The sequence below is a fragment of the Bradyrhizobium sp. WSM3983 genome, assembly GCF_000473045.1.
GTDB lineage: Bacteria > Pseudomonadota > Alphaproteobacteria > Rhizobiales > Xanthobacteraceae > Bradyrhizobium.
In genome coordinates this window covers 324351-350118 of sequence record NZ_AXAY01000005.1, presented here as the reverse complement: position 1 = coordinate 350118, position 25768 = coordinate 324351, and the positions used below count along the sequence as shown (strand labels likewise).

General features: G+C 64.1%; 15 protein-coding genes. 10 read left to right on the top strand and 5 right to left on the bottom strand.

Translation table 11 applies throughout. From position 1 onward, the window contains the following. Positions 1–60: 60 nt before the first annotated feature. From YUA_RS0111060 to YUA_RS0111045, 4 genes are all read right to left on the bottom strand, one after another. The gene (locus YUA_RS0111060) at positions 61–1587 is read right to left on the bottom strand and encodes a hypothetical protein (RefSeq protein WP_027530749.1); all 1527 of its coding nucleotides are present in this window, start codon (positions 1585–1587) and stop codon (positions 61–63) included. Further along, a complete protein-coding gene (locus YUA_RS0111055) occupies positions 1584–2333 on the bottom strand; it encodes an ABC transporter ATP-binding protein (protein WP_027530748.1) in 750 nt (249 codons plus the stop codon). Before YUA_RS0111055 ends, YUA_RS0111060 begins: the two co-directional genes overlap by 4 nt. Positions 2334–2827: 494 nt before the next feature. Next, a complete protein-coding gene (locus YUA_RS0111050) occupies positions 2828–3952 on the bottom strand; it encodes a lysozyme inhibitor LprI family protein (protein WP_027530747.1) in 1125 nt (374 codons plus the stop codon). 87 nt (positions 3953–4039) lie between these two features. Then, positions 4040–4792 (bottom strand): transglutaminase-like cysteine peptidase, encoded by a 753-nt coding sequence (locus YUA_RS0111045; RefSeq protein WP_027530746.1) that lies wholly within the window; start codon positions 4790–4792, stop codon positions 4040–4042. 724 nt (positions 4793–5516) lie between these two features. Between YUA_RS0111045 and YUA_RS0111040 the strand changes: the two genes are divergently transcribed. Then, positions 5517–12995, top strand: coding sequence for a VCBS domain-containing protein (locus YUA_RS0111040; protein WP_245285135.1), 7479 nt, complete (start codon positions 5517–5519; stop codon positions 12993–12995). Positions 12996–13074: 79 nt separating this feature from the next. Continuing rightward, positions 13075–15309, top strand: a complete 2235-nt coding sequence (locus YUA_RS0111035; protein ID WP_027530744.1) for a CHASE2 domain-containing protein — start codon at positions 13075–13077, stop codon at positions 15307–15309. A gap of 326 nt (positions 15310–15635) precedes the next feature. Here YUA_RS0111035 and YUA_RS0111030 read toward each other — a convergent pair whose 3' ends face one another. Continuing rightward, positions 15636–17231 carry an ABC transporter substrate-binding protein gene (locus YUA_RS0111030; protein WP_027530743.1) on the bottom strand — a complete coding sequence of 532 codons (1596 nt, stop codon included), beginning with the start codon at positions 17229–17231 and terminating at the stop codon, positions 15636–15638. Between the two features lie 200 nt (positions 17232–17431). Here YUA_RS0111030 and YUA_RS0111025 point away from each other — a divergent pair, with 200 nt between their 5' ends. From YUA_RS0111025 to YUA_RS0110990, 8 genes are all read left to right on the top strand, one after another. Next, positions 17432–19090, top strand: a complete 1659-nt coding sequence (locus tag YUA_RS0111025; RefSeq protein ID WP_027530742.1) for an ABC transporter substrate-binding protein — start codon at positions 17432–17434, stop codon at positions 19088–19090. 189 nt (positions 19091–19279) lie between these two features. Further along, the gene (locus YUA_RS0111020; RefSeq protein ID WP_027530741.1) at positions 19280–20233 is read left to right on the top strand and encodes an ABC transporter permease; all 954 of its coding nucleotides are present in this window, start codon (positions 19280–19282) and stop codon (positions 20231–20233) included. Positions 20234–20442: 209 nt separating this feature from the next. After that, positions 20443–21345 carry an ABC transporter permease gene (locus tag YUA_RS0111015; RefSeq protein ID WP_027530740.1) on the top strand — a complete coding sequence of 301 codons (903 nt, stop codon included), beginning with the start codon at positions 20443–20445 and terminating at the stop codon, positions 21343–21345. Between the two features lie 183 nt (positions 21346–21528). Then, the gene (locus YUA_RS0111010) at positions 21529–22587 is read left to right on the top strand and encodes an ABC transporter ATP-binding protein (RefSeq protein WP_027530739.1); all 1059 of its coding nucleotides are present in this window, start codon (positions 21529–21531) and stop codon (positions 22585–22587) included. Continuing rightward, positions 22584–22781, top strand: a complete 198-nt coding sequence (locus YUA_RS0111005; RefSeq protein WP_027530738.1) for a hypothetical protein — start codon at positions 22584–22586, stop codon at positions 22779–22781. The genes YUA_RS0111010 and YUA_RS0111005 overlap by 4 nt, the downstream gene beginning before the upstream one ends. Beyond that, on the top strand, positions 22778–24193 hold the full coding sequence (locus YUA_RS0111000; protein ID WP_027530737.1) for an Asp-tRNA(Asn)/Glu-tRNA(Gln) amidotransferase GatCAB subunit A: 1416 nt from the start codon (positions 22778–22780) through the stop codon (positions 24191–24193). Before YUA_RS0111005 ends, YUA_RS0111000 begins: the two co-directional genes overlap by 4 nt. Then, positions 24190–25164, top strand: coding sequence for an ABC transporter ATP-binding protein (locus tag YUA_RS0110995; protein WP_027530736.1), 975 nt, complete (start codon positions 24190–24192; stop codon positions 25162–25164). The genes YUA_RS0111000 and YUA_RS0110995 overlap by 4 nt, the downstream gene beginning before the upstream one ends. 209 nt (positions 25165–25373) lie before the next feature. Beyond that, a complete protein-coding gene (locus YUA_RS0110990) occupies positions 25374–25643 on the top strand; it encodes a GlsB/YeaQ/YmgE family stress response membrane protein (protein ID WP_027530735.1) in 270 nt (89 codons plus the stop codon). Positions 25644–25768 lie beyond the last annotated feature (125 nt).

The window sequence follows — 25768 nt, the reverse complement described above, 5'->3', positions numbered from 1 at the left end:
CAATCCTTGAGATCTCTAATAAGTAAGGCAATTTCCCCTTACTTTCAAGATCGGTAACCCTCACTCCCGCCTTGGGCTGAACCTCCATGTGATCGCAACCAGGCCCGCGGTGATCAGGCCGCTAACGATTCCGGCGACCGGAAGCGTGAGTAGCAGCGCGGCGGTGGCGGCCCAGCCGATCGAGGAGAAGGCTTCGGCGAACGTCGCAAGCCGCGATGAGGTCTGGCGGCGGCGGAATTGGCTGCGCCGGGCCTGGACCCGGAACCAGAGCTGGATCGCCGTGGCGGAGGCCGCGCTGATGATGATCGTGGTGGCCGTGATCGCAGCCTGGAACGGCGAGGCGAAAATCAGGGCCGCAACCAGCGGACTGAAGATGACGGCGATCGCGATCAGCACCACCTCGATCTTGGCGCGGATGACGCTGGAGGGCGTCAGCGGCGCGGTCGCGACCAGATCGGGCGCGTCCTCGCCGGAGATCGTCAGCCAGGCGAGCCCGCCGGCGAGCTGACCCGCGGCCATCACGATGACCGGCGAGATCAGCGTCAACGCCGCAGAGCTGTCGGCAAAGCTGCGCCACAGCAGCAGCGCCGGCGGCACCAGGTAAAGCAGCTGCATCAGGGTTTGCGAGATCAGCCAGGGATCGCGCCAGAGCAGCATGAACTCCTTGCGCCGCAGCGCCTGCTGTCGCGAACCGCCGCGGAACGGCCGTTCCTTTGCGCGCTTGCGGCTCGATGTCCCGTAGGCGGCGGCGTCGATCGCGGTGTCGGCGAAGCGGCCCGAGAAGATCGCCATGACGCATCCGAGCAGCACCAGCCCGAGAGCGAGAAGCCACAGCAGCGCCTCGCTGTCACCCATGGTCGCCCGCGCCGGCCACCACCAGATGCTGTCGACGTCGGGCGCGTGGGCGGCGAGGGTGCCTGAAGTCAGGATGGTGAAGCGCGACAGCGTGCCGTAGGAGATGATCGCGGCGACCTGGAGCGCGATCACGAAGCCCGCGCCGATGATCGCGGCCAGGATCTGGGCGACGAAGCGCGTCCGCGCCGGGCCGATCAGGCGAAACAGCAGGATAGTGACGGCAATCGCGATCGCCGCGGCCGACAGGCCCATCGCGATGACCACGCCGAAGGCCGCAAGCCACCGTGCGCCGCCGCCGATCACCAGCACGTCGATGAAGGGCGTCGAGAACAACAGCGCCATCACCGTCACGGTGAGCGCGATCGCGGCAATGCGCACCGAGAACAGATTGGCCAGCGTCGCCGGCGAGGACATGATGAGATCAAGATCGGCACGGGCGTAGAACACCCGCGTCACGGATTCGATCGCCTGCGACAGCATCAAGGTCCAGGCGAGAAAGATCGTCGCCGAAATCACGATCAGCGAGGATTTGTCGAGCGGCAGTTGCAGATTGGCGAAGCGGCCGATCACGGCCCAGGCCGGCACATGGAGCAGTGCCGCGAAGAACAGCAGGCCGATGACGGCGGCACGGGCGCGCCTGCGCCGGCCGCCCGTCATCATGGCGAACCATTCGCGCCAGGCGAGCCGAAGCTCGTGACGGGCAAACCACGAAAGCGCGGTCGCCGAGCTCATGCGGCTTCCTGGAGCGTCACCAGCGCAATGAAGAGGTCTTCGAGGCTGGTATCGGCGTGGCCGTTCTGCTGGCGCAGTTCGGTCAGCGTGCCCTCCGCGACCAGGCGGCCTGCGGCGATCACGCCGATGCGGTCGGCCATGCGCTCGGCCACCTCCAGAATATGCGTGGTCATGATGATGGTGCAGCCGGCCTGAACGCGCTCGCTCAACAGGCCCTTCACATGGCGGGCGGAGACGGCATCGAGGCCGGTCAGCGGCTCGTCGAGGATGATGAGGCGAGGATCGTGGACCAGCGCTCCGGCAAGCGCCACCTTCTGGCGCATGCCCTTGGAGAAACCTTCGCAGCGCTCGTGGCGGTGCGGTTCAAGTCCGAGCGAGCTCAGGAGTTCCTCGGCGACCGGGTTCGAGACCGACGGCGCGATGCCCCAGAGCCCGGCGACGAATTCGAGATATTCGAGCGGGGTGAGCTTGTCATAGATCATGGGCTCGTCGGAGACCCACGCCATCACCTGCTTGGCCGCGACCGGATTCTCGAGCGCGTCGATGCCGAAGATCGAGACGCCGCCGTCGTCGGGCCGCAACAGGCCTGCGACCATGCGCAAAGTGGTGGTCTTGCCGGCGCCGTTGGGGCCGACCAGCGCATAGAATTCGCCGGCATGAATGGTAAGATCGAGGCTATCGACCGCCAAACGGTCAAAACGCTTCGTTAACCCTCGGACTTCGAGCGCCGAGCTGTCCGGCTTCATGACGGCCACACCATCCGGTTTTGCATTGGTCGCGACCATGACCCGAAGATGTTTCGGCACCGTGAATCGCGCTGCCGCAAAACCCGGCACCCGACTTCGACTGCGCCTTGGACTAAAGGCAAATCACCGTTTGTTGACAGCGCTCGGGCGTTCAGGCTGAATTGACGCGGGACAAATGGCGCTAACGCAGCGAAACGACTGCGTGGCGGCTGGACACAAGATGCGCAAACCTCGCCAACACCATCACCCAGGTGCAGCAGGTCAAGGGCGGCCGCTGGGTGCTGGTGAAGGACAATCTGATGTTTTGATGGCTTCGCTTTCACCCTCCCCTGGAGGGGGAGGGTCGATCGCGCGAAGCGCGAGCGGGGTGGGGTGATCTCTCAACACGGGCAGTGCTCGTTGTGGAGAGACCGTCACCCCACCCCGCTACGCATTCCGCTTCGCTGCATGTGTAGCGACCCTCCCCCTCCAGGGTAGGGTAAGTGAGAGCACTGCTACGACCCCCCGCCCGCGTTGCCCGAGTTGACCGGCGCCAGCTCGTCTTCGCGGCAGCGCCAGCCGTCGGCAGCTTTCACGAAAGCAAAGGTCCGCTGGATCCTCAGGCGGCGCGTGACGTTGAAGGCTGCTGTGGCGCGCTCTTTGTCGCCGGCTCCCGGTTGCGGACGGCCGGTGCTGGGGTCCCAGCAGGTGCCGGTGCAGCTCGATGCCACCTTGCTACAGGCGGTGAAGGGCGCCAGCACGACCATCTCGATCTCGCCGGTGACCTGCGCCTCCTGATCCGTCACCTGGCTGTCGAGCGCGTAGACGCGGTTGATGCGGAGGAAATTGCCGCACGAATGGGCGGCGTGGATCCGCGCGGCGCAGAAATCGACGGCGTCGGTGTCGGGCTCCCTGGCCGCGACCTGCCGGCCGAACACCTTCTTCGGATCGCCCTTGGCAGCGGTGATCTCGTCGGTCTTGCGCTTCAGATAGTCGGCGAGACAATCTTCCGCGGATTCGAGCTCGGCAAGCGGCACGTTTTCCTTGCCGACCAGATTGCACTTCCGATCGCGCTCTCGCGTCCAGCGACCGTATTCCGCGAAGGCAAAGCGCGCCGCGGTCGGGTCCAGCTTGCCGATCAGACCAAGCACCTGGCTGTTCAGCTCGGTTTCGGTCAGCGCCAGCGATGGGTCCGCGCAGATCAGTGCGCCGGCCGCGGTGTTGGCCGCAAGACAGTCGAAATCGGGATCGCGCACGATCGTGGCGCGATCGTCTGTCACCTTGAGAAGGCAGGCCTTCACCGGGCCGAAATCATCGGCGCGGATCGCGGTCTGGCCGACGATGCCGCAGCCGAGATTGCGCTGGCGAATCCAGATCGCATTCTCCTCGATTCCAGGCAGGCGATCGGGCAGGCGGGCAAGCCGCGCCTCGATTGCGGTGCTGAGCCTCTCTGCGGCGGCAGCAAGCTCTGCATCACCGCAGAACAATTGATTGCCGGGGTCGCGGATCCGCTGGCAGTTGTTCCTGGCGAACAGCGGCAGCCTGTCGGCGACGGAGCGCTCGGATGTGCCGGATTGCGCGAAGCCTGGTGCGGCCGGTAATGCCAGCAGCGCAAGCACAGTCAGCACGATCATCCGCATTCCAATTATCCCCCAGCGTGGCCACGGCCATGCTAGCGTTCCGGATCGCGCGGCGAAATGGATTTGTGGCGGGTGGTTACGGCGAGGTCAGCGCGCGTCGGCCTCGGCCGACACCATCGACACCCGCTGGCTCTCGCCCCGCAGGGGTTCGCCGGCATATTTCAGCACGGCGGATTGGTAGAGCACGTACATCGGCTGGTAGTTGCGCGCGTCGTCATCCTCGACCATCGCCATGCGGCGGTTGTCCAGCATCAGCCAGTGGCCATCGAGCTTTGCCGAGGCGACCGCATGGCCTTCGCCGTTGCGGGTGTCGCGCACCACGACGATGCGGAGGTCCTCCGCGGCGACACCGGCAAGCCGCAACGCGGCCAGCTTGGCGATGGCGTAATCCTCGCAATCGCCGGCGCCGCGCTGGAAGGTCTCGAGTGGCGAGCTCCAGATGTCCTCGGCCCCGTCATTTTCGGCGCGGATGGCGAGGTTGATGGCACGGTTGGTCTCGCCGAGCAGCGCACGGCCGTCGCGGGTGCGGGCCTGGTCGACGATGGCGAGCAATTTAAGCGCCGAGGGCGAGGCGCAATTGTCGCGGTCGCCATCGCACAGCGCGAGCTGCACCATGTCGTCGTCGAGCTTCTCTTTCAGCCCGAACCATTTCTGCCGCAGGCCACCGGTGGAAATGGCGAAGGCGAACATGCCGAACGGCTCGGCCGATTTGCGCACGAGCACGCCTGCGCCCGGCGACAGCAATGTGCCGGCACGAAGATCGGCAGCCGATCCGAACAGGATCAATCCGCACAGGACAAGGATAGCGCGCCAGGCGCGCGAGCGAGCAGCGGTCTCCATCTGACATCCCCTTATCCGGCTTCACCAGGTCCCTTCGACCTTGACGTGCCGGGCTTGTTGCTTTCGCGGAGATAGTGCGAGGCGGGCCGTTTTGTTCTGCTTAACGCGCTTGGGCGGGGCCCTAAAACCGTGGGTCAGGCTGAAGCGGGCCTACGCAAATTGCGTAAAATTTTACGATTCGCCGGTTAGGAGAGCCCGCGCCGCCGCGAAATGGCGGCAATTGCAGGCAGAAGTTGTGGGCGCGCCGATTCTGCGCCTATGGCTAATGACCGGCCATTTCACGGGTTCTGTTAGCTGGATCACAGATTTAACTCCGTATTTGCCGCAGGATGCTGCGGGGAACCACGAAGAAAAGATGACGCAAGTATCTGCCGCCAGATCAGTGCGGCTGATTACTTTAGACGACTGAAAATGTGCGCAATAAGCTGGATTCGACCCCAAAATATTCGGAAAAATACCTGAGCTTATCTATGGATGTCGCTGTAGGCATAGTCCCGGACGGTCAAGTGATGCGAAATCACACAAGCAATAGATGGTTTCGCTAAGGACTTGGTAATGATATGCAAGCTTAGGCGGTGGATTACTTCTTAATAATTAACCCTTTTTCGGTGCTTGATTGAATTACGCTGGCAAATTTGACGCCGCGCTCGCTTTGGTTGGCCCGGGTTCCCGCCCGGCTGCCTCAGACCACGTCGATTCCTTTACAGCCAAGGCGCATGGCCACGTGCCCGAAGGCGCGGTCGTCATTGCCGACCCCAACCTGATCTTTAACGGCGAGTTCAAGCGCACGGGTCTTGATCTCGTGCTGTCGCACGACGGCCATGAATTCGTCGTTCACGATTATTTCAGGGGCGACAAGCGCGCGGCGATTGCCTCGCCCGACGGCGCCCATCTCACCGGCGACATCGTCAGCGCGCTCACGGGTTACGTTCAGTACGCGCAGGCCGCGCCCGGCGCCGCCGCGGCGCAGGTCATTGGCCATGTCACCAAACTAACCGGCAGCGCGACCGCGATCCGCAACGGCGTCTCCGTCATTCTGAACAACGGCGACAACGTCGAGAAGGGCGACGTGGTTGCGACCGGCTCGGATTCGACGCTTGGCGTGACCTTCATCGACGGCACCGTGTTCGGCCTGTCCTCCAACGCGCGGATGGTGCTGAACGAGATGGTCTACGACCCCAACGGGTCGAACAATTCCTCGCTGCTCAGCCTGGTCGCGGGCACCATCACCTTCGTGGCCGGCGAAACCGCCAAGCATGGCGACATGAAGATCGATACGCCGGTCGCCACCATGGGCATCCGCGGCACGGCGGTGCTGACCGAGATCAATTTCGTCGTTCCCTCAGGTGGCGGCGATCCGCAGCCGCAGGCGAACTTCCAGGTGCTGGTCGAGCCGAACGGCACCACCGGCTCCTACATCCTGTTCGACAAGCTGACTTTGCTGCCGATCGCGACGGTCAACCAGGCCGGCCAGATGATCCAGATCAGCGGCGGCAACGTCTCGGTCACCAATGCGCTGCTGTCGCCGGACGTGCAGAAGCTGATCACGGACGTGTTCACGCTGAAGTTCACGGACAACAACACCAACACCAAGCTGACCACGAACTTCACCGACACCATCACGCAGGACGGCAACAACGTCCTGATCAAGACGGCGAGCGGCGCGACCGCACAGGCGACCTTCACCAACACCGGCAACACCAATGGCAACGGCCAGACGCAGGGCGGGGCGGATAAGGCGGCCGAGCGTTTTCCCGGCCCCCCGCAGGCGCGTACCCTCGATCTCAACGGCAATGTCACGGCGGCGTTCAAGCTGGCCGAACACGCGAGCACGACCGCCGACCACTCTGACACGACCGGCGATACCGTGGGTCCTGACACGGTGTCCGGCCGGATTACGTTCGTCGATCAAAATATCGGCGACCGGCCGACGGTTTCAGTGAATCTCGCCCAGGCGCCGAACTTTGTCTACCAGAACGCCGGCCAGCAGGATGTCACCGGCTTGCTCACCGCTCTGCAGAAGCAGGACATCGCGGCGACGCAGATCCAGATCAGCGTCGTTCCCGACGGGGCCAACACCAACAACGGCTCGGCGGTCTGGACATACACGATCCCCGACCACGTCTTCGACTTCCTGGCGGCCGGCGAAACGCTGACGCTGACCTACACGGTCCTCGTCAACGATAATTTCGCGGTCAACCCTGAATCCTTTCCGATCACGATCACAATCACGATCACGGGCACCAACGACAAGCCTGTGATCACGACCAGCGTCCCGACCATCACTTTTGCCGGCGGCACCAGCATCCCTGGTGGGCCGCTCACCACCGAGGTGCCGACGTCGGGCACGCTGACTTTCACGGATGTCGATCTCACCGACACTCACACGGTGTCGGTGTCCAAATTCAGTGCGGTCCTGCCCGGCGGCACGGTCCCCAAGGCCATCTCCGACTTCCTCGCGGGGGCCTTGTTGGTCTCGATCACATCCGGTCACGACAGCACCGGGACCGGCACGGGATCGATCAACTGGTCCCTGAAGGATATCCCGGTCTACCTCGCCGACTTCATTCCGAAGGGCGAGGTGCTGACGCTGACCTACACCGTGACGGTCAAGGATTCGCAAGGCGCGACTTCGGACCAGACCGTTACGGTCACGATCACCGGCACCGATGCTCCTGCCGTTGTGTGGATCGCGACGAATACGCCCTCGGGCGGCTTCTGGAAGGACGGCGCGAACTGGGAAACCGGCACCGTGCCGACGAGCAGCGATGACGTCATCGTCATCACCGACCAGCTGCACGGACTGACGCCGTCCTATCCCGTCACGATCGATGCGGCGGCGTTCGGCAGGTCGTTGATAATGGATGATTACGACACGACGCTGCACCACACGGCGCCGGAGGTGATCAACCACAGCACGTTGACGATCGCGGGCACGCTCACGCTCAATGCCGACGCGAAGTTTACCAACGCTGCCGATGGGGACGTTTTCGTCGGTGGCGCGATCGATGTCGAGACGATCACCCGCAAAACCGGCGAGGTCGTCACCAATACCAGCACGATTACCAACGCGGGCGCGCTCACGCTGGCCGCAGGTGGTGTAATCGATACCCTGACAACCATCGCCAATTCCGGCACGATCGAGCTTTCCGGCGGAACGCTGGCGCTGAAGACCAGTATTGCCAATGCCGGCGGGACCGTGCAGGTCGATGCCGGGGCGGCACTGGTCGCCGACGCCGTCACAGTCGACGGCGGCACCGTTGCCATTTTCGGCGCGCTGGAGATCGCCGGCCCCGCGATGCTGCTCAACGACGTCGTGACCAACAAAGGCACGGTGACGGTCGACGACGGCAAGACGCTGACGCTCTCCGGCACCGAGATCACCGGCGGCACCATCAACAATTACAGCGGCGCGTCGGGCGGCGCGATTGACGTTGCCGGCAACAGCGCCATCGACGGCAATGCGACCCTCAACAAGGGCGCTGTCACGGTCGAGAGCGATGTCACGCTGACGCTCGGCGATGCCACTGTTGCGGGCACCGCGATCACCAATCACGGCACGGTCAAGGTCGACGACAGCAAGAAGCTGATGTTGAACGGCGCGAGCCTGACCGGCGGCACGCTGACCGTCTCCGGCACGCTGGATTCGACCGGCACGACGACGATCACCAACGCGAATATCTCGAATACCTATCTGATCGAGGCGATCGGCGGGGTGCTGGAGCTGGTCGCGACGACTTCCACCACCGCGATCACGAATGGCGGCACCCTCCAGGCGAATGGCGCCGAGCTCGACATCAACGGCGAAGCCGTCACCAACACCCGGACGCTGGCCGCGATCAACGACGGTACGCTGAAGCTGATCTCGAACATTGTGACCAACACCGGCGGCGCGGTGTCGATCGAGTCCGGCTCGACGCTCGATCTCTCCAGCGCAACCGTCAAGGGTGGCACGCTGACGATCGCCGGCACGCTGGAATCCATCGGCACGAGCGCCATCACCGACGCCGACGTCACCAACACCGGCACGATATCAGTCACCAGCGGCACGCTGACGATCGATCCGACCGTGCTCCACTCCCTCACCAATCACAAGCTGATCCAGGCAAATGGCGGCGAGCTGGACATCTCCAGCGAGCAGATCGTCAACACCGCGGATATCAAGGCGATCGGTGGCGGCATTCTGAAACTCTCGACCCTCAGCGTCACCAACGATGGCGGGACGGTCACGGTCGACGGCACCTCGAAGCTCTATCTGACCGGCGTTTCGATCAACGGCGGCAGCCTGAACAATTCCGGCAATCTCTACGGCGTCTCCGGCTCCAACACGATCTCGGCGGCGGTGACCAACACCGGCACCATCGAGGTGCAGGCGGGGACACTGAATCTCTCCGGCGGTCTTGCCGGCGCAGGCTCGCTGGTGATCGACAACAGCGCGACGCTGGAGCTGGCGGGAGCGACGGCGCAGACCGTGACTTTCGCCGGCGGCACCGACAAGCTTCTGCTCGACAAGGTCGCCGGCCAGAGTTTTACCGGCACCATCGCCGGCCAGTCGTCGACCGGCGGTGCATTCACGATCACGGGCGCGGCCGACATCACGACGTCAGGCGGCGACGCACTCGACTTCACCGCGTCGGGCGGCTCGCTTGCCACGCCCGCCAAGATCGTTCTCACGCCCACAGGAACTCTGACCGGTGCGGCCAACGGCGTCGTCGTCACACAGAATGGCGTCGGCAATATCTCGCTGACGGCGACAAAGGACATCACAGGCCTTGCCGGCAACGGCATCACGCTGCGCGACAGCGCAACTGGCGTCGGCGCCATGACGATCAACAATGTCACCGGCAAGGCGACCGGCACCGGCGTGAATTCGGAAGGCATTCTCGTCGAGAACCTGAACGCCGCCAATGGCGGTGATATTTCGATCACCCAGCGTGGTGGCGCGGTCGGCGGTGCCTATGGCATCGATGCGACGATGCTGGGCGACGGCGACGTCACCATTGATGCCGGCGGCAACGTCACCGGCAGCTCGATCTACGGCATCCGGGCGCGCAGCTACGGCGCGGGCAACGAGACCGTCACGACCGAGGTCGGCAGCGTCGTGACCTCGGGCAGCTCCGGCATCGTCGCAGTGAATTATGCGACCGGTATCGGGAGCGGCCTGGACAGCACGATCACCGTCGAAGCGCATGGCACGATCCATTCCGGCTCGACCCTGAACAACGACGGCGGCACGCCGGGCGGAATCATTGCCGGCTACAAGCCGGGTGGCAATGCCACATTCTCGAGCGTGGTCAACGGCGACGTCACCGTCGACAGCGATGCCAAGATCACTGCGGATGCCGGCTACGGCATCGAGGCGTTTACCTGGGGCGCCGGTAACGTCACGGTTTCGACCGGCGCGCTGTCGTCGATCACGGCCGCCGGCACCGCAATCGGCGCCTTCGACCACGGCGGCGGCAATGTCAGCGTCACCAATGAAGGCTCCGCCACCGGCGCGGTCGGACTGTCCGTCCTTGCCGTTGGCGCGGGCAACGTCACCATCGTCAACGGCGGCGATATCACTAGCACGAGCCTGGCCGGCATCAGCGTCACGCAGAACGAGGACGGTGCGATTGGTTCGACGCACATCGCCAATACCGGTTCGATCGTGGCTCCGAGCGCACAGGCGGCGATCTACATCCAGGAGAACACGACCGCCTCTGCGCTGATCGACAATTCCGGCACCATCGGGCCCGCCGCCGCGAGCGTGATCTCGACGACCTATGCGATTGTCGAGACCGGCGGCGCGATCACGATCAACAACAGCGGCCACATCAACGGCAACATCTCGGTCGGAACCGCCACGTTCAACAACAAGGCAGGCGGCGCCTGGACGGTTGCCGGCAGCGGCGTGTTCGGCAATGCGTCGTCGATCGTCAACCATGGTGCCATCGATCTGCACGGTGCGTCGATTTCCGGGACCGGGCTGAGCATCGAAAATGACAACGACATCGACAGCTGGGGCACGGCGTCGATCTCGGGCACCATCGCCAATGCCGGCACCATCGAGGTCCATGACGGGCACCTGACGCTGTTCGGTTCGCTGTCCGGCTCAGGCTCGGTCACCGTCGATGCCGGCGCGTTCCTGAAGGTCGAGGACACGGTATCGCAAACGATCACGCTCGCCGGCGACGGTGCCCATCTTCAGATTGATACGCAGACTTTTGGCGGCTCGATAGCGGCGTTGTCCGCGACCGACACAATCGACCTGTCGAGCATCGACTACGGCCTCGGCACCAGCGCAGTCTATGTCGCCAATGCCGACGCCAGCACCGGCGGCACGTTGACGATCTCCGACGCCTACGGTCACCACATCAGCCTGGTCCTGACCGGCGCCGACTACAGCAACGCGACCTTTGCTGGCAGCAATGACGGCACGGGTCACACGCTCATCACGGTCAAGGCCGCCGATGACGCGCCGAAATTCACCACGGACAACGCGACGCTGACCGCGAGCTTCTCCGAGCTTGCGGACCACACCAATTCCCCGACGCTCGATCCGTCGCCGGCCGCGACCGGCTCGATCGCCTTCACCGACATCGATCTGACCGATCGGCCGACGGCGACGATCACCCATCAGGACGTGACCTGGCTCGACAGCAACCATTCTCCGCTGACGCTGACGCCGGATGAGATCTCCGCACTGGAAAACGCGCTGTCGCTGCAGCAGACCGGCAAGAACAACGGCACGGTCGGCTGGAGCTATTCGATCGCCGACGGCGCGCTGGATTTCCTCGGCAAGGACCAGACCGTGAAGGTCGTCTCCACCATCACGCTCGGCGACGGCCACAAGACCGACACGACCCAGGTCATCGTCACCATCACCGGCGCGAACGACGCGCCGACGCTGGTCGACGTGACCACCGGTCCGCTCGTGGACACGGCCGCCACCGATAGTTTCCCGGGTCCCACCGGCAAGCTGGTCGGGACCGATGCCGACAGCGGCGAGACGGCGACGCTGACCTATTCTGTCCTGAATGCGGATAGTCACGGGACGGCGACAGGCCATTACGGCTCGCTGACGGTCAACGCCAACGGCACCTACGACTACGTGCCCGACGCCACGGCGATCAACGCGCTCTCGGCGGGCTCGTATATCGATACTTTCACGGTGCAGACCACCGACGTGCATGGCGCGATCGGCACGGCGACATTCACCGTGAATGTCACCGGCGCCAACGATGCGCCGGTCCTGTCCAACGGCAGCCTCGGAAAGCTCACCGACACGGCCGCCACCGATAGCTTCGCCAACCTTACCGGCCAGCTCGCCGGCACCGACGCCGACACCGGCGAAACTGCAACGCTGCACTACGCCGTGCTGGATGGGCATGGTCAGGCAACGAGCACCGTCACGGGGCATTACGGTTCGCTGACCATCAGCGCCAGCGGCAGCTACACCTACGTCCCCGATGCCGCCTCGATCAATGCGCTGCCTCAAGGCTCCTATTCGGATGCTTTCACCGTCCAGTTGAAGGATGTGCACGGTGCCGTCACCACTGCGACCTATACCGTGGGCGTGACCGGTGCGGACGATGCGCCCGTGCTCAACGTCGACAATATCAGCGTGATCCAGCAGGACGACGAGCAAATCGTCGTTCACGGCCTCAAGATCACCGATGCGGACGCTGCTGCCGGTGAAACCTTCACGTTTCACGCGAGCACCGCGGCGTCGGGCAGCAATGTCAGTCCGTCGTCGGGCTCGGGTTCTCTTGCCAGCATCAATGCGATGCTGGGCACCGTGACCTACAATGAAGGCAGCGGGGAACCTGCGACCGACAAGGTCACGCTGACGGTGGCCGACGGTCACGGTGCGACCGACACGCTCAATTTGATCTTCAATCTCCGCGAAGAAGGGCAGCTGGGCAATGTCGCCCTTACCGGGACGACCGGCAAGGACGTGTTCTTCGGAACGGTTGGGCACGATCAGTTCGTGTTCGCGGCCAACTCGAACCACGACACGATCGTGAACTTCACTTCCGGTGCGGACCGCATCGATCTGACGGCGGTCGTGACCACCAGCAACATTTCCGATTGGATGGCGCATCATGTGAGCGTCTCGCCGGCAAACTCGGCGGATACCCTGATCACGATCGATGCGGCGGACACCATCCTGTTGAAGGGGGTCGCGCACCTCTCGGCGAGCGACATACTCCATGCCTGACGGAGTGTCGGGGGGCGCCGGGTCATCGGTTTGCCAGATGTCGCTGCCGTTCACCGCGAAAGCGTGATATCCCGTCATCATGAAACGTCTCAAAATCCTGCGCCGGTGGTTCGCGCGAAAGTTCGGATTGGCGCGGCTGGCGTGTCTTGCGCTGCTGATCGTCTTTGCCGGCTTGCGCGTCTGGGATCCGCCGCCGGTCCAGGAATTGCGGCTGCGCACTTTCGACATGTTCCAGCTGATCGACCCGCGCGACAAGAAGGGGGTGCGGCCCGTCACCATCGTCGACATCGACGACAGGAGCCTCGCCAGGTTTGGCCAATGGCCGTGGTCGCGGACGCGGATCGCGGACATGATCGTCAATCTCACCAACAACGGTGCGGTGGCGATCGGCTTCGACGTGGTGTTCTCGGAAGCCGACCGGCTCAATCCAGACCTGGTCGCCAACCAGATGCGTTACCTGGACGACGCCACCCGCACCAAGCTGCGCGAGCTGCCGAGCAACGACCAGCTTCTCTCGGAAGCGATCAAGCGCTCGCGCGTGGTGCTGGGCGAGACCGGTCAGCCGGCGGTCGGGTCCGAGCTCGACAAGTCGCTGCCCTTCACCGGCGTCGCGACCGTCGGCGAGGAGAATGCCGAGAAGTTTCTGTTCGAATTCCCCGGCCTGCTGCGCAACGTGCCGGTGATCGAGATGGTCGCTGCCGGACGTGGCCTGTTCACTATCAAGACCGAACGCGACGGCCTGATCCGCCGGGTGCCGATGATCATGCGCGCGCAGGGCAACATCATGCCCTCGCTCAGCCTCGAGATCCTGCGGGTCGTCACGGGAACGCCGACGCTGCTGGTTCGCACCGACAAGACCGGAATCCGCGCCATCCGCCTCAAGGGCGTCGAGATCCCGACCGACAAGAACGGCCAGCTCTGGGTGCATTACGCCCGCCACGATCCCTCGATCTACGTGTCGGCAGCCGACGTGCTCGACAACACCATGCCGCCCAGCAAGGTTGCCGGCAAGCTGGTGCTGATCGGCACCTCCGCGGCCGGGCTGAACGACCTCAAGACCACGCCGGTGTCCTCGACCATGCCCGGTGTCGAGATCCACGCCCAGGTGCTCGAAAGCGTGCTGAGCGGCGCCGTCATCTCCCAGCCGAACTACGCGCTCGGCGTCGAGCTGCTTGCCGCGCTGATCATCGGCATCCTCGTCATCATCTTCACGCCGAATCTCGGCCCCGTCCGGCTCGTGCTCGCGGGCGCGATGTTCGCCGCCATCCTGATCGGAACGTCCTGGTTCTTCTATTGGCAATACCGCTACCTCATCGACTTCACCTATCCGCTGCTGTCGACCACCGCGATCTACCTGACCTTCATCTTCGCGAGCTTCGTGCGTGAGCAGCGGCAGCGAAAGGAGATTCGTGGCATCTTCGCGCAATACATGTCGCCCGTCCTGGTCGAGCAGATGGCGCAGTCGCCGGAAAAGGTCGTGCTCGGCGGCGAGGAGCGCGAGATGACGATCATGTTCTCCGACGTGCGCGGCTTCACTACGATCTCGGAGAGCTACAAGCACGATCCGCAAGGGCTCATCGTGCTGATGAACCGTTTCCTGACGCCGCTGACCGACGTGATCATCGAGGAGAAGGGCTACGTCGACAAGTACATGGGCGACGCCATCATGGCGTTCTGGAATGCGCCGCTCGACGATGCCGAGCACCAGGTCAATGCCTGCGAGGCCGCGATCCAGATGCTCGAGAAGATCGACGTGGTCAATAAAGAGCGCGAGCAGGAAGCCGCCGATGGCGGCCATGTCTATATCCCGCTCAAGGTCGGCATCGGTCTCAACACCGGCATCGGCGTGGTCGGCAACATGGGCTCCGATCTGAAGAAGAACTATTCCGTGCTCGGCGACAGCGTGAACCTGGCGTCACGCCTGGAAGGCCAGACCAAGGAATACGGTTTTCCGATCATCGTCGGCTCCCGCACCGCGCTCGCCGCCAAGGACAAGTTCGCGATCCTCGAGCTCGACTTCATCATGGTCAAGGGCAAGAGCGAGCCGGAGGTGATCTATGCCATTGCCGGCCGCGAGGACGTGATGCAGTCGGGTGCCTTCCAGCGCCTGCGCAACATCACCATCGAGATGCTCAGCTGCTACCGCAATCGCGACTGGAAGGGCGCACTCGACGCCATCGAGCGCGGCCGCCGCAGCGAAGATGCCGACACGCTGGAAAAGCTGTTCAAGCTGTACGAAGCGCGGATCAAGGATTTCAAGGTCAATCCGCCGCCCGAGGGCTGGACGGGGGCGTATGCGCTGCTGACGAAGTAGCCGTTGCCCATGAGGGGCTAGCCGGCGCCTCAACAATAGTGTCGTCCCGGCGAAGGCCGGGACCCATAACCCCAGGGAGTAGTTTGGCGCGAGCTGGTAACTCCGAGTCTTCGCCAAACCACGTCCTGTGGTTATGGGTCCCGGGTCTGCGCTTACGCTTGCCGGGGACGACAGCGGTGTTTTACGCGCCTGTGTGCCCGCACCATCAACTCTCGTAGATTCTATGGGCAAAGGCGCGAAGCGCCGTGCCCACCATCTTTCTCTGCATATAGAGGCGGTGGGCACGCTTCGCTTTGCCCACCCTACGATACCGCTGCCGGCCGCCCTCACTCCACCCCGATCGTCGTCAGATCCTGGAACCAGTGCTGCGCCTGCACGAACCGCTTCACCTTCGGCGACAGCGCGTGCGGGTTGGTGTCGTGGACGACCCAGACCAGCACGGCATCGTCGACGATCAACGCGTGCGCCTGGGCGATCAGGTCGTCCTGCTTGGCGGTGTCGAACGTCTGCTTGGCCTCATTGATCAGCGCGTCAACCTTCGGGTTCTTGTAGCCGCCCCAGTTGACGCCAACCGGCGCGATCTGGTCGGAGGCGAAGAAGCGGACGATGGCGTACAAGGGATCGGAGGTGACATAGGCGATGTTGTTGGCGGTGATGCCGGCGTTCATCTCGTCGGCCGCGCCCTTGCGCCAATGCGTATAGAGCGTCTCGAGCTCGACGACCTTGAAGTCGATGTCGATGCCGATCTCCTTGAAGCTCTGCTGCAGAAATTCGTTCATCGGCAGCGACAGCATCTGGCCGGTGCCGCCCTGCGCGATGATGAACGTGGCCTTCAGCGGTTTTGCCTTGGAGTAGCCGGCTTCCTCGACCAGCTTCCTGGCAGCGGCGAGATCATATTTGATGTCGAAGCTCGGCTTGCCGAACCACGGGCTCGACGGATCGACCTGGCCTTTGGCGGGTTTGGCCAGGCCATTCATCAGCCCCACGACTTCGTCGCGGTTGATCGCGAGGTTCAGCGCCTTGCGCAGGCGGATGTCAGTCCAGGGTGAACCCGGCAGCACGCTCAGATGATAATTCCAGACATGCGGCGTGACGTTGTCGACGATCTTCATGCCGGCGGCTTTCAGTTGCGGCACGGCGTCGGGCGCCGGCGTTTCGATCAGATCGACCTGGCCTGCGAGCAGCGCATTGGTGCGCGTCAGCGCTTCCGGCATCGGCACCAGCACGATCTTGTCGACCTTCGGAATACGCTTCGCGTTCCAGTAGTCGGAATTTTTGCTGAGTTCGGCGAGCTCACGCGGCACGAGCTTGGTCAGCTTGAACGGGCCGGTGCCCGAAGGCTGGCTGGCGAACTTGTCCCAGTCCTTGCCGAGCTTTTCATATTGCGCCGGGCTCGACACCAGGAACCACAGCATCTGATAGGGGAAGAAGGAGTCCACGGTCCTGGTCGTGATCTCCACGGTGAAATCGTCGATCTTGGCGTAGCTGGCGACGGAAGGCAGGCGGGTCTTCACCTGCGCGCTTTGCCGCTTGTCGAATTGCGGCGCCTTGTCGTTGAGCACCTTGTCGAGATTCCAGATCATCGCGTCGGCGTTGAACTCGCTGCCGTCGTGAAACCTCACGCCTTTGCGCAACGCGAAGCGCCATTTGGTCTTGTCGGTGTCGTCGACCTTCCATTCCGTCGCGAGGCCCGGCACCAGCTTGCCCGGGCGATCGGCGACGTCCATTTCCCACGCGACCAGCGGGTCGTAGATCGTATAGGCCGTGAACTGGTAAGCGCCGGCGCCGCGATCGGGCTGGCCCGTCGTCAGCGGAATGTCCGCCATGGAGATGCCGTAGCGCACCACCGTTTCAGCGCCCGCCGAGATTGCGAATGACGCCAGCGCAAGCACGGCGAGACAGGTCGATAACCGAATACGCATGGCCCAAAACTCCCAGGAAGAATTCGGGGCCAAACTTGCAATCTTGATGCCAGAATAGGCAGGGCGGCTGCCCTGCCCTCTCGCGATCACAAGGACTTGTCGTCGCAGGGCTAATTTACAGAATAAGTTTCTCTTTGGCATAGCCATTGCATACGTTTGCATCAAAATTAGTCATCGAAGGCCGGAAAAGGACTAAGGCGATGCTTATCAAGACAACCACTCGCGCGGCGCTGATCGCAGCGCTGGCCCTGACGACTGCGGCGGCGTGGCCGCGCGCGGCCAGTGCCGAAACCGTGCTGCGCATCGGCATGACGGCTGCCGATATTCCGCGCACGCTCGGTCAGCCCGATCAGGGTTTTGAAGGCAACCGCTTCACCGGCGTCACCATGTACGACGCACTCACGGGCTGGGACCTGTCGTCCGCCGACAAGGCCAGCGTGGTCATCCCCGGCCTTGCCACCGAGTGGAAGGTCGACGATGCCGACAAGACCAAATGGACCTTCAAGCTGCGCCCCGGGGTGACCTTCCATGACGGCTCGCCCTTCAACGCCGATGCTGTGGTGTGGAACGTCGAGAAGGTGCTGAAGCAAGACGCGCCGCAGTTCGATCCGAGCCAGGTCGGCGCCACCGCGACACGCATGCCGACGCTCGCGTCAGCGAAGAAAATCGACGACATGACGGTCGAGCTCACCACCAAGGAGCCCGACAGCTTCCTGCCGATCAACCTCACCAACCTCTTCATGGCGAGCCCGGCGAAGTGGCAACGCTTCTATGACAAGGCGGAAGGCGCCGACGCCAAGGCGAAGTCGCAGGCCGCGTGGACCTCGTTTGCCAAGGACGCCGCGGGCACCGGCCCTTGGAAGATGGCGAGCTTCACGCCGCGCGAGCGGCTCGAGCTCGTCAAGAACGCGAATTACTGGGACAAGGCCCGCGTGCCCAAGATCGACAAGATGGTGCTCTTGCCGATGCCGGAAGCCAACGCGCGCACCGCAGCGCTGCTCTCCGGACAGGTCGATTGGGTCGAGGCGCCGGCGCCGGATGCGCTGCCCGAGCTCAAGCAGCGCGGCTTCAAGCTCTATGCCAACGAGCAGCCGCATGTCTGGCCGTGGCAGTTCTCGCGTGTTGAAGGCTCGCCGTGGAACGACATGCGCGTCCGCAAGGCCGCCAATCTCTGCGTCGATCGCGAAGGCCTCAAGGACGGGTTGCTTGCAGGGCTGATGGTGCCTGCGACCGGCACTTTCGAGCCCGGCCATCCCTGGCGGGGCAAGCCGACCTTCGAGATCAAGTACGACAAGCCCGCCGCGCAGAAGCTGATGCAGGAGGCAGGTTTCGGTCCGAACAAGAAGCTGGCGGTGAAGATCCAGACCTCGACTTCCGGCTCGGGCCAGATGCAGCCGTTGCCGATGAACGAATATCTACAGCAGGCGCTCGCCGAATGTTACTTCGACGTGCAGCTCGACGTCATCGAGTGGAACACGCTGTTCTCCAATTGGCGGCGCGGCGCCAAGGATCCCTCGGCCAACGGCGCGAACGCGACCAACGTTACGTATGCGGCAATGGACCCGTTCTTCGCGCTGGTGCGCTTCCTGCAATCGAGCATGGCCCCGCCGGCCTCGAACAATTGGGGCTTCATCAACAATCCCAAGTTCGACGAGCTGGTGAAGAAGGCGCGGCAGACCTTTGACCCCGCTGCGCGCGACGCCGCGCTCGCCGAATTGCACGCGGCCTCCGTCGACGACGCAGCCTTCCTCTACGTCGCCCACGACGTCGGCCCGCGCGCCATGAGCCCGAAGGTCACCGGCGTGATCCAGCCGAAGAGCTGGTTCATCGACTTCTCGCCGATCTCGATGACGCGGTAGTTCGCGCCACACCCACAGTGCACCCTCTCTCCTTGTGGGAGAGGGTGGCTTCGCGAAAGCGAAGCCGGGGTCTCTCCCCGCGAGTACCCCTCGCTCTGTTGGAATGATCGTATCCGCGGATAGAACCCCTCATCCGGCGCTCGCGCGCCACCTTCTCCCACAAGGGGAGAAGGGAAGAAAGAATCCGACGTGCTCGCCTATATCGCCCGACGCATCGTCTATGTCATCCCGATCGTCATCAGCGTGGCGCTGGTGTGCTTTCTGCTCGTGCACATCACGCCGGGCGATCCGCTGGTCGCGGTGCTGCCGGCCGACGCCTCGCAGGAGCTCGCGGCGCAGCTGCGCACGGCCTACGGTTTTGACCGGCCGTTGCCGGTGCAGTTCGGCCTCTGGCTGTTGCGCGCGCTGCACGGCGATCTCGGCAATTCCATCGCGACGGGACGCCCGGTGCTCGCGGAAGTCATGCGCGCTGTCGGCAACACCGTCACGCTGGCGATTGCGGCTGCCATCATCGGCTTCACCATGGGCATCCTGCTCGGCCTGATCGCCGGCTATTTCCGCGAGACCTGGATCGACAAGCTCGCGACCTCCTTTGCCATCGCCGGCGTCTCGGTGCCGCATTACTGGCTCGGCATGGTGCTCGTCATCATCTTCTCGGTCGAGTTGAACTGGCTGCCCGCGGTCGGCGCCGGTCCCGGCGGCTCCGCTGCTTGGGCCTGGGATTGGGACCACCTCAAGTATCTCGTGCTGCCGGCGATCACGACGTCGGTGATCCCGATGGGCATCGTCACCCGCACCGTGCGTGCGCTCACCGGCGACATTCTCTCGCAGGATTTCGTCGAGGCACTGCGTGCCAAAGGCCTGCACGAAACCGGCGTGTTCCGCCACGTCATCAAGAACGCCGCGCCGACCGCGCTCGCGGTGATGGGGCTTCAGCTCGGCTACATGCTCGGCGGCTCGATCCTGATCGAAACCGTGTTCTCCTGGCCGGGCTCGGGCTTCCTGCTCAACTCCGCGATCTTCCAGCGCGATCTGCCGCTGCTGCAGGGCACGATCCTGGTGCTGGCGCTGTTCTTCGTCCTCCTCAATCTGCTGGTCGACATCGCACAAGCCGCGATCGATCCGCGCATCAAGCGGGGCTAGCCGATGAGCCCAGTCGTTGCCACGCAAAAGGTGCGCTCCCTCCCCCGCTTGCGGGGGAGGGTTGGGGAGAGGGTGTCTCCTCAATCGAGAACTCCCAAGAGGAGAGAACCCTCACCCGGCGCTTCGCGCCGACCTCTCCCGCAAGCGGGAGAGGTGCACTGCGTCCTTGGCGCGCACCGTTTCGCCCAATATCCAAGCGGGGCTAGCCGATGAGCGAGCTTCCGCTGTCCGCGATCAGCGATGCCGCACTCCAGGCCGCACCTGCCACCAAGGCGCGCGGCTATTGGACGACTGTCGGCCGGCGCATCCTGCGCGACAAGGTCAGCATGGCCTGCGCGCTCGTGCTGCTGTTGATCTTCGTCTCCGCGATCCTCGCGCCCTGGCTCGGGCTTGAAGATCCCTACAAGGGATCGATGATCCGCCGCCTCCGCCACATCGGCACGGCAGGCTACCCGCTCGGCACCGACGAGCTCGGCCGCGATATGCTGGCGCGGCTGATCTATGGCGGGCGGCTGTCGCTGGTGATCGGCATTTTGCCTGTCATCCTCGCCTTCTGCATCGGCACCTCGCTCGGCCTCGTCGCCGGCTATGTCGGCGGCAAGCTCAACACCGCGATCATGCGCACGATCGACGTGTTCTATGCCTTTCCGTCGGTGCTGCTGGCGATCGCGATTTCCGGCGCGCTCGGCGCCGGCATCCTCAATTCCATTGTGTCGCTGACGGTCGTGTTCGTGCCGCAGATCACCCGCGTCGCCGAGAGCGTCACCACCGGCGTGCGCAACATGGATTTCGTCGAGGCCGCGCGCGCCTCCGGCGCGGGGCCGTTCACCATCATGCGCGTGCACATCCTCGGCAACGTACTGGGCTCGATCTTCGTCTATGCGACGAGCCTGATCTCGGTCTCGATGATCCTGGCCGCCGGTCTCTCCTTCCTCGGCCTCGGCACCAAGCCGCCGGAGCCGGAATGGGGCCTGATGCTCAATACGTTGCGCACCGCGATCTACGTCAATCCCTGGGTTGCGGCATTGCCGGGCGCGATGATCTTCGCGGTCTCGATCTGCTTCAACCTGCTCTCGGACGGCCTGCGCAGCGCCATGGACATCAGGAACTAGCAAGATGAGAAAGACGCAGTTCGCCGCGGCGTCGGTGCCATACCTCTCCCGAAGGGAGAGGTCGGATTGCATCGCGAGATGCAATCCGGGTGAGGGGTTATGCTGCACCGAGGTTGCCGCTGCCCCTCACCCGGCGCTGCGCGCCGACCTCTCCCCGATGGGGAGAGGTGGAGGGCGGAGGCCATGACAACGATTGAGCCAATCGCCATGCTGGAGCCGGTCGAGGACGTCGGCGGCATTGCGCAGCCGTTGCTCCAGGTCAATGGCCTGACAAAACACTTTCCCGTTCGCGGCGGGCTGTTCGCCGCAAAGCGCACCGTGCGCGCTGTCGACAATGTCTCCTTCTCCGTTGCGAAGGGCGAGACCGTCGGCATTGTCGGCGAGTCCGGCTGCGGCAAGTCCACCACCGCGCGCCTGTTGATGCATCTGATGCCGCGCGATACCGGCGACATCATCTATGACGGCATGACCGTCGGGCGGTCGCTGAGCTTGCGCGAGCTGCGCCGCGGCATGCAGATGGTGTTCCAGGATTCCTACGCCTCGCTCAACCCGCGGCTGACGATCGAGGAGTCCATCGCGTTCGGTCCAAAAGTCCACGGCATGGCTGATAGCGCGGCGCGCGCACTGGCGCGCGAGTTGCTCGGCAAGGTCGGCCTGGTCCCTGCGAACTTCGCCAACCGCTATCCGCACGAGATCTCCGGCGGCCAGCGCCAGCGTGTCAACATCGCACGCGCGCTGGCACTGTCGCCGCGGCTGGTGATCCTGGATGAGGCCGTCTCCGCGCTCGACAAATCCGTCGAGGCGCAGGTGCTCAATCTCCTCGCCGACCTCAAGCGCGAGTTCGGCCTGACCTACCTCTTCATCAGCCACGACCTCAACGTCGTGCGCTACATCTCGGACCGCGTGCTGGTGATGTATCTCGGCGAGGTCGTCGAGCTTGGCCCGGTCGATCAGGTCTGGGACCAGCCGGCACATCCCTATACGCGTGCGCTTCTTGCGGCGATGCCGTCCTCCGATCCGGACCGCCGCACCGAAACGCCGCCGATCTCAGGCGATCCGCCCAATCCGATCGATCCGCCCGCGGGCTGTCGCTTCCACACCCGTTGTCCGTTTGCGGAGCCGCTCTGCGCAAATGCGACACCAAAGCTCACGGCGCTCGATAATATGGGCCACGAGGTCGCGTGCTACATGGCTATTCCGGGTTCAGGCCATAGCCGCGCGCCGAGAGAGGAAATCGCATGACGAGACCAACGACAAAAGAGATCCTGGCGACGGCGCAAGTCGCCGGCATTCCCGTGAATGATGAGATCGCGACGCGCATCTCCAATTCCATCGGCCCCGCTTTCGAAGGCTTTGCGGCCATCGCCGGCACCCTGCCGTTCGACCTCGAGCCCGCTCTCTATCCGCTTGCGCAGACGCAGAAGGTGTCGAAATGAATTCTGAGCCTGCATTGATGAGCCTCACCGAGGTCGCGCGCGCGATCGCGATGAAGCAGGTGTCCTCGCATGAGGTGACGCTCGCGCTGCTGCATCGCATCGCGCAATGGCAGCCGCATCTCAACGCCTTCATGGCGATCGAGTCGGAAGCTGCGTTGAAGGCGGCGGATGCCGCCGACGCCGAGCTCGCCAAAGGCGAGGTGCGCGGTCCGCTGCACGGTGTGCCGCTCGCACACAAGGACATGTATTACGACGCCGGCCACGTCGCGACCTGCGGCTCGCTGATCCGCCGCGATTTCGTGCCGATGGTGACGTCGACCGCCCTTCAGCGCCTGAAGAATGCCGGCCAGGTTCGGCTCGGAACGCTGCATCTCGCCGAATTCGCCTATGGCCCGACCGGGCACAACGCCCATTACGGGCCAGTGCGTAATCCCTGGAACGTCGCGCATATCACCGGCGGCTCGTCCTCGGGCTCCGGTTCGTCGGTCGCCGCGCGGCTCACTTATGCGGCGTTGGGCTCGGACACCGGCGGCTCGATTCGTATGCCCTCGCATTTCTGCGGCGTCACGGGATTGAAGACCACGGTGGGGCGCGTCAGCCGCGCCGGTGCGATGCCGCTGTCGCAATCGCTCGACACGGTCGGCCCGCTCGCGCGCACCGCGGAAGATTGCGCGCTGCTGCTGGCGCTGATGGCCGGTCCGGACCCTGAAGATTCGACCACCAGCCACGAGCCGCTGTCGGACTATGTCGCTGCGACCAAGGGCTCGCTGAAGGGCCTCAAGATCGGCGTGCCCGCGTCCTTCTATGTCGACGATCTCGACGGCGAGGTTGCGCGCGTGCTGGACGAGACCATCGCGGTGCTCAAGCGCGAGGGCGCCGACATCCTCACAGTCGAACTGCCGGATCAGCGGCAATTGTCCTCGGCAAGCCAGCTCGTGCTTGCCGCTGAAGCCGCCGCCTTCCACAAGCGCTGGATGATCGAGCGCCCGCAGGATTATGGCCCGCAGGTCTTGATGCGGCTGCAGAACGGCCTCGCCGTTCCCGCCATCACCTATCTGGAGGCGATGCGCTGGCGTGGGCCGGCGCTCGCCTCGCACAATGCGGCGACCGCAGGCGTCGACGCGATCATCGCGCCGGCCTCGCCCGTGCCGGCACCGACGATCGAGGAGAGCGACGTCGGCGGCGGACCGAACGCGCCGGCGCTGTTGCAGCGGTTGACGCTGTTCACCCGTCCCGTGAACTTCCTCGGCCTGCCGTCGCTCACCGTGCCCTCGGGCTTCACCAGGAGTGGCCTGCCGATCGGCATGCAGCTGATCGGCCATTCCTTCGATGAAGCGACCCTGCTGACCATCGGCGCCGCCTTCCAGCGCGTCACCGACTACCACGACCGGGTACCCACACTGCCGTCATGACAAAACTCGTCGAGATCTCAGGCCTCAACATCCGCTTCACCGGCGAGCGCACGGTTTTTGCCGTGAACGATCTCAATCTCTCGCTGGGTGACGGCGAGGTTCTCGGCCTGCTTGGCGAGTCCGGTTCGGGCAAGAGCGTAACCCTGCGGGCGCTGATGCGGCTGTTGCCGAAGAAGCGCACGCAGATTGCGGGCACGGTCAACGTCATGGGCCGCGACGTGCTCGCCATGAACGACGAGGAACTGTCGTCGTTCCGTGGCCAGACCGTGTCGATGATCTTTCAGGAGCCGGCACTGGCGCTCGATCCGGTCTACACCATCGGCGCGCAGATCGCCGAAAGCGTCGTGCGCCACGAGGGCAAAAGCTACGCGGAGGGCCGCGCGCGGGCGCTGGAGATGCTCGAGATCGTGCGCATTCCCTCGGCCAAGCGGCGGCTCGATGCCTATCCGCACGAAATGTCCGGCGGCATGCGTCAGCGCGCGATGATTGCGCTTGCGCTCGCCTGCCGGCCAAAAATCCTGCTCGCGGACGAGCCGACCACGGCGCTCGATGCCACCGTGCAGATCCAGATCCTGCTGTTGCTGCGCGAATTGCAGCGCGAATTCGGCATGTCCGTCATCTTCGTCACCCACGACATCGGCGTCGCCATCGAGATCTGCGACCGCGTCGTGGTGATGTATGCCGGCCAGATCGTGGAGCAGGGGAGTCTTCGCGATATCGTCCGTTCGCCGGTGCACCCCTACGCCAAGGGCTTGCTCGCCTCGACCATCCACGGCGCCAAGCGTGGCCAACGGTTAGAGACCATCCCCGGCACGCCGCCGTCACTGGCCGAAAAGCCCCACAACTGCTCCTTCGCCGCCCGTTGCAAGCTCGCCGAACCGCGCTGCCTGGAGCAGCTGCCGCCCAACGTGGAGGTCAAGCCGGGCCGGGCGGCAAGCTGCGTGCTGGCTGAGCCGGTCGTCACGCCGTAGGCCGGTGCGCTCCCTCCAAAATCCTCTACGACAACACCGACTTGTCACGGTTCACCGAGCGGCGCCCCCGAGGCCACTTCTACTGTGCATGGGGTTGTTTTCGACTTTTTGTCTGCGCAGGCGCAACCTGACAGCGGAGAACAGCATTCAGACCCCATTCATCCCGGTTCCCGTTCCATGCCGGGCGTTCACGGAGAGGGATCTGACTTATGTACATTTCCAATGAAGGCTTGCTCGTCATTCTGTTTGTCGGCCTGGTGGCCGGCTGGCTTGCCGGCAAGGTGGTGCGGGGCGCCGGCTTCGGTATCATCGGCGACATCGCGATCGGCATCTGCGGCGCGCTGGTGGCGAGCCTCTTGTTTCCGAAACTGGGCATTCGTCTCGGAACCGGGCTGGTGTCCGAGATCATCTATTCGGCCATCGGCGCCGTCATCCTGCTGCTGGTCGTCCGGCTGGTGCGCGGCGGCGGCCGGTTCTAGCCGTACCTTGGTTCACCGATCGGAACCTTGCGCCACTCCCAGCCCTGGGAGAAGCGCTTGTCTGTGCTATAAAAAGCCGCAAAGACTGTGAAATACCGGACTTGCGCATCAGGCCATCCCGGGTA